This window comes from Bacteroides sp. AF25-38AC (assembly GCF_003602995.1).
Lineage (GTDB): Bacteria > Bacteroidota > Bacteroidia > Bacteroidales > Bacteroidaceae > Bacteroides > Bacteroides uniformis.
Genome location: NZ_QTMD01000012.1, coordinates 46765 through 58092, shown reverse-complemented (window position 1 = coordinate 58092; position 11328 = coordinate 46765). Strand labels below are relative to the sequence as shown.

Genomic DNA, 11328 nt, shown 5'->3' with positions numbered 1-11328 from the left:
CTTTGTTAACGACTCTTAAGATTGTTAATTATCAATAGTTTTCATCTCCGAAAAGTAAACTGTGCGCAATGGCATAGTGTGAGCATCACCGATGAGACAGATACTATCAGTAAGGCGAATATCGTTGGATGCTGCACCAACTTTTATAATGAAATCACCCTTTTCTATAGCCCATATTCCATCATTATAATAACCCAATTGTTGCGGTGACATGATAAAGTCTATTTTTTTAGTTTCGCCCGGCTTAAGTGATACTCGACCAAACCCGGCGAGTTTAATGGGTTTCAATGGTTGACTTGCTGAAGTAGGTGATATATATATCTGTACGATTTCGTCACCTTCGCGCGACCCGGTATTAGTCACATTGAAGGAAATATTGAATAACTCATCAGTCGTGAAAACTGATTTGTCAACTACTAGGTCTGAATAATCAAAAGTAGTGTAATTCAGTCCGTACCCGAAGTGATATTGAATACGCTCATCAGGAGTACTGGAATAATTATAGCAGATGTTTTCGTTAAGTTCTACTTTTGGATAACTCACACTCAACTTTCCTGATGGCGCAACATTACCGTAAATAATATCGGCTAGAGCATTACCCCCTTCTTCACCGGGGTACCACGCCTGAATCACGGCTGCACATTTATCCGCAAGGTCGCCAATAACCTGTGCACGCCCACCGAACATAACCAATACAACAGGCTTACCTGTAACTATTAATTGTCTGACAAATTCCTCTTGTTTTCCTGGTAACCGTAAACTTCCGCGGTCTCGATTTTCTCCACACAGTAAAGTATTCTCCCCCATTGCAGCAATGATTATGTCGCTATTGGCAGCTAACGAAAGCGCTTCTTTAGCATCTATTTTCTCATCGCGGGCTATATGGCGATTCTTATCGAGCCATATTGCACGATCATCCCCGCCTTTTGAAATGGATGTCTCAGTTTTGTCAACCCAATCCACACCACAGGAATAGTTCAAAGTGCATCCATCTGGTAGTTTTTTTTCCAGACCTTCTTTCAAAGTTATAATCTGATTATTTGTGTTTCCGGTATTAATGCCTCGCCAAAAATAGTGCAAGCCTTGATATGTGTAATCGCCAAGCATAGCCCACATTGTGTTGGCATTAGGTCCCACAAGAGCTATCTTCCTAGGATGTTCGATAGGGAGGATGTTATCATTCTTAAGAAGTACTACTGATTGTGTAGCAAGTTCATAAGCGGTTTGACGCTCCTCGGCGGTGTCGAATTCTATATCGCCTTCTGCACAGAATGCCGGATTTTTATCAAACAGACCCACTGCAGCTTTTAGCCTCAGAACTCGTTTGACAGCGCCCTCGAATGTCGCCTCACTAACAAGTCCTTGCTTTATTGCTTCGGGAAGGTATTGATAATTGTCACGGTTTTGAAATTCCACATCGTTCCCAGCATTTATGGCAGCCACTCCACGATGCAACGCATCTTCTTCTGTGTCAATCTGGTTAATCGAGCCATAGTCACTTACTGTTATGCCGTCAAATCCGAGATAATTACGCAAAATATCCTGCATAAGATATTTATTGGCAACGGCTTTCACACCATGGAAGTAGTGATAACCGGTCATTATCACTTTACTACCCTTAGTTCGAATCATTGTTTCGTGAGGCAAGAGTATTTCTTCAAAAAGTTCTTTTCTCCTATCGGTATTGCATCCGCCACCATAGCCCAAAAAATGTTTTGAACATGCCGCGACTCCACTTTTCATCCCTCCGTCCTGCAAACCTTCAACAAAAGCAGAACCCATAGCAGCACTTAGATAAGCATCTTCGCCATACGATTCCTCCAAACGGTTGAAATATGGATTCCGAATCACATCCACCATAGGTGACAACGAAAGCATGCCTCCGATTTTTCGCATGCTGATAGCAGTTTGACGAGTTTTTTCTGCAGCCAGGTCAGTATTGAACGAACATGCCAAACCAATTTGCTGTGGGTAAACCGTTGCTTCTTTTGCAGCAATACCTGTTATGACTTCTTCATGAAATAAGGCCGGTATTCCAGTTGGTGTATTCTTCACCAGCCACTCCTGCACTTGTTTTACCATATCGCGAAGCTCTTCGGGTCCATCTAACGAATTGCTGGCATACTGAGCAAAATGTCCTATTCCGTTAGGAATAAGTTCATAGCATCGGACTGTATCAAGCTGATTGTTTTTGTCGAAAAGTTCCGATAGATACATGCTCTGAAGTTGAGCTGCACGTTCATCCATACTCATGCGTTGATATATGTTATCGATTATCTTCTCGGTAAACTCATTTGACAACGGTATTTCCTGTGCTTTGTGTCGAAAGAAAACGGATGTCGATTTATTATCAGAGGCACAACCAGCCAGAATCAACGCTCCACATGCTAAAGCAATCAATTTATTGTATTTCATTCTATTGTCAAAAATGTTTTGGAGGGGTTATCGCTCCGCATCAGGCTTTAGAATGGCTCACTTACTGTTTATGCCTAATTCCTAATACCTAAATGCTTTATTTCAGATTAATGAATCCATTTCTGCTTGAGCGAGCGATAACTCCCATCTATTTTATATACTGTAAATTATGTACTATCGGGTACTTCCGACTTGGCTTCATGGTTTTGGTTTGAAGCACCAGAAGGTGCAAGCTGCCCATGGATAAAGTGCTTGCCCTTCTTCGGCAGGCGCAGCCAATACAAGATTATTGGCATCACACTTCACAATGAAGAACTCAGTGGGCAGGTACGTAGGCGCGGCACCCTCGCCAACCAGGGCTATGGCCGTACCATAAAGGATGGGGGCCGTTACCTTAAGCTTGCCTACCGACCAGTTGGGCACGATGTCGTCGAAGTCGTACGTGAAGGTGCCGGTGCGACCTGTGGGAGCGACAGAGAAATTGCCGTCTATATCGAGCGTCATGCTGCCGGTGGACTCACCCGTCAGGTGATTGATGGTGGGCATATACAGAGTAAACATGTCCATAATCTCTACACTGGCGGCAAACCACGCGGGGCCGGGGTCGGCCTCGTAACCGCCTAAGCCAAAGAAACTTTGGTCGGCCCAGGTCCATGTCTTCTCGCCATCCTCGCCTATCAGGTCGAGCACTATTTGCGGTAGATTGAAGTCCTTGACAATGACTGTACCCAGTTCTTCTGTCACCTGCTCGCCGTTGGCAAGGGTAAAGGTTGCCGAAAGGGGAAACTCACCCGCACCCGTCAGTCGCATCTGAGCCACATTCTTGTCTGAAGTGACACCGCCGCAGCTCCACACGGTCAATACGGGGTTGCCGTTCTTCACGGTGAGGAGATCTTCTTCGTTGGAGAACTCAATCTTTCCCAGGTCGATAGTTGTGCCAAAGTAGGTGGGGGCCCCCTCCTGACCGATGCACAGCCGGGTGGCTATATTGGCCGGAATCGTCGAGATGGTATCTACCTTTACGGTAAACGAGGTCTCGGTGAATGCCTTTCCACCCGAATTCAATCCACGGAAGTTGACGGTATGCTGCCCGGTGAAAGATACCGAAAGTTCGGCATACGCCTTGCGTGCGACAGACTCGCCTACACTCCATTCAGAGAGTATCGGAGAATTGTTTTCTACAACAATGATGTTACCATTTTTGCCATCGACCACCTTCGGAGCCACACTGAGTTGGAGCTCATCAGCGGGGATGGTGCTATCGTCTATGGTATATGTGTCGGTGATAGGGTCGCAAGATGCGAATGCTCCCATCACAGCGATTATACTGATGTATTTGCAAAAGTTTTTCATGATGATATTTTTAATAATTTAGAGCTACAAATTACTTAATCGAAATTCCAAGTGGTGTAGCGCGCGTCCGGAGTGTCCCAGCCGGGATTTTGCGTGAGTACACCGTCGGACAACTGAATTTGCGCGGGCGGAATAGGCCAGAATCCGCCGGTGGCTTGATAACGTGCGGCATACTTGCCATCGCGCATCACGGTACTTACGCCCAGATTCTTTAGCGTGGTATTGTTCTGTTTGTTGAGTTCAGTCTCTGCAATGTGCCAGCGACGAATGTCCTGAAAGCGCTGTCCCTCGAAGGCAAGTTCGTGGCGGCGCTCCTGCTGCAATGCCTCCAGCGAATAGCCGATGGCGGGCAGGCCAGCGCGGGCGCGCACCCGGTTCATGTTGTCGGCATTGCCGGTTAATTCACTGTGCATAAGCAGCACGTCGGCAAAGCGGATGATGTAAAGGTCCTCGAACATGGCTGCCCAACGGGGCTGAATGTAGGGATCGTTCATACCCGCAAATTCAGGATGGGCTATCCAAAAGAGCGAGTTGCCCCAGGAACCCATCTTGTCGTATGCTTGCTTGGAGAGAATGGGCTGTAATTTCTTGTTCCACAGACCGGTCTCTTCCCACTGTTGGCGCACCTCGCCACTTTCATAATTGGCCATATCGAATTCATCTTCGTCTACGATAACAGATGCTCTGCGACGGATATCATCAGGCTCGGCTGCTTCCCAGGAGTCCCAGAGACTGGTAGGAACCGTTCCAAAGGAGTTGGTGTTGCCAAAGGGGAAAGCAGCCCCATTGTCGCTTTTGCTCATGATGCCGAAGAAACTCAGATAGAGATTGCAGTAGCCGCCCTGATTTTCGTAGGAATAACCGGCAAAGTTGCCGAACTTCACGGCAAACACAGCCTCGGCATTGCCGTTGCCTGCCCAGCGGAGGGGCTGGCCATCTACTCCTGTTACACCGGCCGTATATGCGTAGTCGTCTACCGTATATTCGTTGGTGTATGCCCATAGGTTGCGGAAATCGCCCACCAACTGGTGTCCGGAGTTAGCGATGCAGTCTTCCAGCCAGGTTACCACTTGTTGCTTGGTTATGCTGCCACCGTCGGCCGTGGGCATAGCCTCTTTCTGGTAGTAGCCGGTATAGAAGAGGAAGCAGCGGGCCATCAGCGCCTGGGCTGCCCATTTGGTGGCGTGTCCGGACTCTATTTCGTGATACTTCTTATCGCTCATAAGGCTGATAGCTTGCTGCAAATCGGTAGCTATCTGCGCCCACACCTCGTCGGCAGTAGCACGGGGCGTGTTAGTCTCTTGCGTAGTGCTGAGTATCAGGGGTACGCCGCCAAACAGTTCGGCCAGTTCGTAGTACTGGAAGGCACGCATGAAACAGGCTTCGCCCTTACGTTGGCTGAAGAGTCCGGCATCGGGCACGTTGTCGGCAGCCTCCATCAGGTCAAGACCCTCCAGGCAGGTATTGGCGGCATAGATGCCCTTATAGTGAATATCCCAGCAGAAGTCAAACTGTGAATCACTCTTATACATCAGATGGTCGAGTTCCGCATCTTGACTTCCGGCAAACATATCGTCGCTGGCATAGAGGTTGGTGAGCAAATAGGAGGATTCGGGCTTTGCCGCCTGATGATTCAGGTTGGCGTACATAGATGTCACAAGCATTTCCACATCATCCATCGATGTGGGGAAATTTTGCGTGTTGGACTGTGTATAGTTCTTGGTATCGAGCAGATCCTCGCACGAGCAGAGCGTCATCGCGGCCAGCGCGACTATCCCCATATATTTCGTTACTTTTTTTGTTTTCATTGTTTTATTTTAATTTAGAGTTAACAGTGTCTTAGAACTTCAGATTGGCGCCAATCAGCCAGGTACGGGCGATCGGATAAGATCCCATATCTATGCCGCTCACCCACGAAGTGGCGTTTTCGCCATAACGGTCGGTACCGCCGAAACCTACCTCCGGATCCATTCCTTTATAGCCGGTGAAGGTGTAGAGATTCTGTACACTTACATAGAGGCGCAGTTGCGACAGTGGGCAATTCTTCCAGAGGCGCTTGAAGTCATATCCCAATGTCATGTTCTGAATGCGGAGATAGTCGCCGTTCTCTATGTCAATATCAGTCACATGTTCTGCAATCATGGCACTGTTGCCCAGACGCGGGTAGCGGTTGGATGTACCTTCGCCATGCCAGCGGTCAAATGCCTCGATGGTGTGCTGGCGCGTGCCATAGTAGAGTTGTTGCCCAAAGGCTCCGGAAGTGGTGACCGAGAAGTCGAAGCCCTTCCATCCGAGATTGACCGAGAAGCCCAGACGCCAGTCGGGGTGTGGATTGCCAATCATGGTCTTGTCTTTTTCGTCGATAACTCCATCGTGGTGGCGATCCACATAAATCAGGTCGCCGGGTTGAGGGTTGGCCTGTGCCACACCGTTGCCTGCTGCCTTCCAATCATCAATCTGCTTTTGGTTTTGGAAAACACCGGCTGTCTGATAGCCCCAGAAGTAACCGATGGGATAACCAACCTGTGCCCGGTAGAACTCGGCGGCGTTGACGGAAGCAATAGCTCCTTCATTGCCGTGGATGATGCCCTCTGAGTTGGCAATACGGGTGACTTCATTCTTGTTATACGAGGCATTTAGGCTCAATCCGTATGTGAAGTCCTTACCCACACGGTCGTTCCAGGCGAGTGAGAGTTCCACACCCTTGTTGCTCACGTCGCCACCATTGATGTAGGGGGCCTGGGTACCTGCTGTGGAGAGTACCGGAGCCTGTACGAGCCAGTCCTTGGTCTTCTTGTTGTACCAGTCGGCGCTTACCCGCAAGCGGTTGCCCAAGAATACGGCATCAATACCCAAGTTGATTTGTTCGGACTTCTCCCACGTCACATTTTCATTGGCCAATGTGGTGGCATAGGCACCGGTGGTAGGAAGCTTCCCCGTTGCGATGTGTGTCTGTCCAAACTGGTAGCCATGCGAGAGGTCGAAAGCAATGGGCGACACATACTGAAAGTTAGGTATCGACTGATTACCATTCTGTCCCCAACTGGCACGCAGTTTCAGGAAGTCGAGCCAGCCACGGGTGCTTTCCATAAACTTTTCCTCGCTGATAAGCCATCCGGCCGATACAGAGGGGAAGATGCCCCAGCGATTTCCACGGGCAAAGTTACTAGAGCCATCGGCACGAATAATCAGCGTAGCCATGTACTTGTCTTTGTAATTGTAGTTGATACGACCGAAGAACGAGGCCAGCGCCCATTCGTCAAACGGATAGCCCTCGATGTCGGTGGCGGCGTTTCCGATGGTGTTGGATATCCACGCATGATCCATATCGGGTTTCATCGTGGGCAATTGTTGCCCTTCCGTCACGCTGTTGATTATAGAAAGGTTTTCGCCCGGTATGGTCTTCTCAAACGACTGGCCTACCAGTACATCAAAGAGGTGACCGTTCCAATTGGGAAGGATGTAAGAGATTGTATTCTCCTGCGAAATGTTATGTCCCAATGCTGAGCTCTGGGCCACAATATATGAGGCACTTCCCTCGTTTGTAGCAGCCTGATAGGGAGCGGTAAGTGAACGGTAGGAGCTGTTGGTCATACGGTAACTGAACGAACTGCGCCACTTAAGATTCTTAATGGGTTCTACCTCCAGATAGGCAGTCGCGTTGAGGCCGTATGTGCGGTTCTTGTTCAGCCCATGCGCCTTCTGCATCATCAGAATAGGATTGCCCTGTTTATCGTCATACACCCAGCCCGTTTGCTGCATGTCGTGGTAGTCGAACAGTTCTCCTTCGGCATTGTGCATAGGCAATAGCGGAGTAGTCTTTATGGAATTATAGACATCGTTATAGAGAGTAGATGTCTGTGCTATCGTGCTCTGGTTTGAGTAGTAGAACAGTAAATTCTCGCCAATCTTGATGATGTCCCGATCGCTTCCCTTGAGGAGCACATGATCGGAGTTAATACGGGCGGTATAACGCGTATAGTTGGGCACAGTACCCTTGCCTATAATACCGTCTTGCGAGGTAAAACTGAAACCGGCTGAGAACTTGCTCATCTCGTTACCACCTGTCAGATTGATGGCATGGTTCTGCATCGCTGCATTCTCGTTGCGCATCTCGTCGAGCCAGTTAGTACCTTGCCAACCGTTCTGAAGCATATTCCAAGTGTATTCGCCCAATTGTGTCTGCCAGTTCAGCGCCGGAACACCGTTATTGAAGTTGGTTTCATCAGTAATTGCCATGAATTGCTGCGCATTGAGCGTGTTGGGCATCTTATATACGTTCTGCCAACCGTAATACATGTCGTAACTGAGCTGTATCTTGCCCGTCTTACCTTGTTTGGTCGTAACCAGGATAACACCATTAGCGGCACGCGAACCATAAATAGCAGCCGAAGCAGCATCTTTGAGCACATCGATAGACTCAATATCTGCCGGGTTGAGCGTATTGATGTCGCTACCGGCCACACCGTCAATCACATACAGCGGTGCAGAGTCGCCCACGGTACCGATACCGCGAATATTCACCTTGAAACCTTCGCCGGGCAGACCGTTGTTGGCTGTAATGTTGATGCCGGGCGTCTGGTTCTGTAATGCACCCAGTGCACTGGTGGTATTGAGTTTTGTCACATCATCACCCTTCACTTGTACGGTGGCGCCGGTAACGAGTTTCTTCTTCTGTACACCGTAGCCCACTACTACCACTTCTTCCAGTTCCCGATAGTCTTCTTCCAACGTAATCTGGAGATGAGTGACATCTGTTACTTCTATAACGCGGGTCTTATAGCCTACATAGGAGATTTCGAGTTTGGCTCCCCGGTTGACCGTTAGCGTGAAATTACCTTCAATATCGGTAATCACACCGTTGGTTGTACCTTGTTCTATCACACTGGCGCCGATAATGGCACCCATTGCATCGGATACATTGCCTGTCAACTTTACCGTCTGTTGCTGCATCTTCTGCACATCAGGACTCTGAACTGCATAGACCTGAGAGGTTGCTCCCAGTGTCATGGCAGACAATAATCCTGCAAATAGCATAGACTTGTTAAAACTAAATTTACGATTCATTGTTCTGTTTTTTAAGTATTAGTAATTAGTATAAAGTTACCTTATCTCAAGTTTCGGATTTAGGTTTATTAGTTTGTAATAGATATGTGAATTATGATACCCATTATCTTCTGCGACACCGTATGTTCATTCTTACCACACTTCTGCAACTGTGCCCACAAAGCTTCGGATGACACTTTGCAACCTGCTCCCTACGCAAACATAAACGATATGGGGTGCAAAGTCCGTTTCGATGCGACGCAATCTTAGAATAAAGGATTTATTTCTATGAATAAAGGCTTTAGTTATAGAAACAAAGGCTTTATTTTTGCGAACAAATCCTTTATTCTAAGATTTCATAGGCACAAAAGACACTTTGCGCAGACACGAGATACACTCTGCATAGGCACGGAAGATGGGTGATTTTCCCTTTTCACCATGCAAAGAGGTTTCAATCCTAACTTCTGATTCTAAATCCGAAACTCTTGCCTTATTCATTGTAATTTCCTCTAATGAATTTCCGTTTCTGCTGCTAAATTACGATATTAATATAGATGACCTAACTGCGGGTAGCTGGTGACGGTAGATTCTAATTCAGTATATTTATTTTATAATCAATGATTTATGCTTTGCATTGGACGATAAAAAAGTAGATTTTATAGACGATTTGATGAGGCTAATTTCCTTATCCGGATGAAAAAGTGTAGTGAAAAATTCTGCTTTTTACGTCATAGGATAATGAAAATTGTAGTGTTTCCAAATATCTTAGTATCTTTAGGGCAAAATAAGAATATAAGTATGAAAACAGTTGCCAGAACCTTTTTGTTACTTTTCCTATGTAGCCTACAAGGTAAAGCAGCATTCTATAGCGACAAGGCTGCAAACCTGTTGAACACACTGGATTCACTGATAGAGAACTACCCTCAAGTCATCGAACAGCGCCAATCGGCTATCAACCGGATAGCTAGTAAACCTATGCCCAATACGCTACAGGCGCGCTATGAACACAACAAACGTTTGTTTCAGGAATATCAATATTTCAATATAGATTCGGCACTCGTATATGTCAATGCCAATATTGTCATTGCCCAACAGACGGGTGATGACAACATGATGAACCTATGTCGTATACAGAGGTCATATATTTATGCCATTATTGGACAACTGCATGAATCTGTTGAAGAGATGCGACAAATAGACCACGACAAACTAACAGGAGGTATGCTTATAGAATATTTGGGACAGATGTCTCTGCTCTACTCCCGATTTGCCGAATATACAGACGGTGGTAGCGATAAGCGAGATTATTATTACGAGAGAGAACACTTTTATATAGATTCTACCTTGAATGTACTACCTCATGAAAATCCCTATTACATTCTTTATAAAGGATTAAAAGACTTACGAGCCGGGAACTATTCCGGTTCCATCGTTGCAATAAAAGTATATTTGGAAACATCAAAGACAATCAGCATCGCTAACAGCAAATTGCTATATATACTATCCACACTATATCGGGACAACAATCAACCGGATCTGAGGCTGGAGTGTTTGGCAGAAGCCGCCATCATGGATATGACACTGGCCAACAACGATAACGTTACATTGCATGACTTGGCTACGCTACTCAATGAAAAAGGGGATAATGAGCGCGCTTACAAATATATCTCCCTATGTCTGGAAATGGCCCATATCATGAACAATCGGGTCCGTATGGTTTCTTGTCTCTCTACATTTGATGCCATACAGAAGACAAGTCTGCAAATTAAGAAAGCTAAAAACAGACAGTTAAGCTGGTCGCTATGGGTTATCGGATTCGTTTCTTGCCTGCTCACCCTTACTCTGATATATACGTACAGAATTTTGAAACACCGTAGCCGGCAACGGATAGAACTGAAGAATCTGAATGGACTGCTTTCTGCTTCGAATACAGAGTTGGAGTCGGCCAATGAACGGTTGAAGAACAGCCTGCATGAAATTACCGTACTTCACCAGCAGATTACAGAAACCAACAACCTGCTGAAAGAAGCCAATGAAAAACTCTATGACCAGAATATCATCAAAGAAGAATATATAGGATTTGTGCTCACCCTCTGTTCTGACTACATCAGTAAGCTTGACCAATACCGAAAAAACATCAACAACAAGGTGAAAACCCAGCAGTATAAAGACCTACTGAAATTTACGGATTCTCCCATCATGATAGAATCTGAATTAAAGGAGTTTTATCGGACTTTCGATGCTATTTTCTTACATGTCTATCCTTCTTTCGTGAGCGACTTCAACTCTTTACTTCAACCCGAATACCGTATCATCCCCAAGGAAGAGGGGCGGCTAAACACGGAATTGCGCATATTCGCACTAATGCATCTCGGCGTTACGGATTCCAGCAAAATTGCAGATTTCTTCCACTGGTCAACCCAGACGGTCTATAACAAACGGGTGTACATCCGTCAGAAGGCTATTGACCGTGAAACCTTCAATGACCAAGTGCGCAAGCTGGGAAAATAGAAA

The 11328-nt window shown here is 46.6% G+C and carries 5 protein-coding genes; 1 reads left to right on the top strand and 4 read right to left on the bottom strand.

The window, feature by feature from the left end:
- Window positions 1-24: 24 nt before the first annotated feature.
- From DWY55_RS10050 to DWY55_RS10035, 4 genes are all read right to left on the bottom strand, one after another.
- Window positions 25-2415, bottom strand: coding sequence for a glycoside hydrolase family 3 N-terminal domain-containing protein (locus DWY55_RS10050; protein WP_057256552.1), 2391 nt, complete (start codon window positions 2413-2415; stop codon window positions 25-27).
- Between the two features lie 198 nt (window positions 2416-2613).
- Window positions 2614-3768, bottom strand: a complete 1155-nt coding sequence (locus DWY55_RS10045; RefSeq protein WP_117866722.1) for a hypothetical protein — start codon at window positions 3766-3768, stop codon at window positions 2614-2616.
- A gap of 35 nt (window positions 3769-3803) precedes the next feature.
- On the bottom strand, window positions 3804-5576 hold the full coding sequence (locus DWY55_RS10040) for a RagB/SusD family nutrient uptake outer membrane protein (protein ID WP_005830682.1): 1773 nt from the start codon (window positions 5574-5576) through the stop codon (window positions 3804-3806).
- 31 nt (window positions 5577-5607) lie between these two features.
- A complete protein-coding gene (locus tag DWY55_RS10035) occupies window positions 5608-8835 on the bottom strand; it encodes a SusC/RagA family TonB-linked outer membrane protein (protein WP_005830680.1) in 3228 nt (1075 codons plus the stop codon).
- Between the two features lie 777 nt (window positions 8836-9612).
- On the opposite strand from DWY55_RS10035, the gene DWY55_RS10030 reads away from it, so the two are divergent.
- Window positions 9613-11325 (top strand): DUF6377 domain-containing protein, encoded by a 1713-nt coding sequence (locus tag DWY55_RS10030; protein WP_057256550.1) that lies wholly within the window; start codon window positions 9613-9615, stop codon window positions 11323-11325.
- Window positions 11326-11328 lie beyond the last annotated feature (3 nt).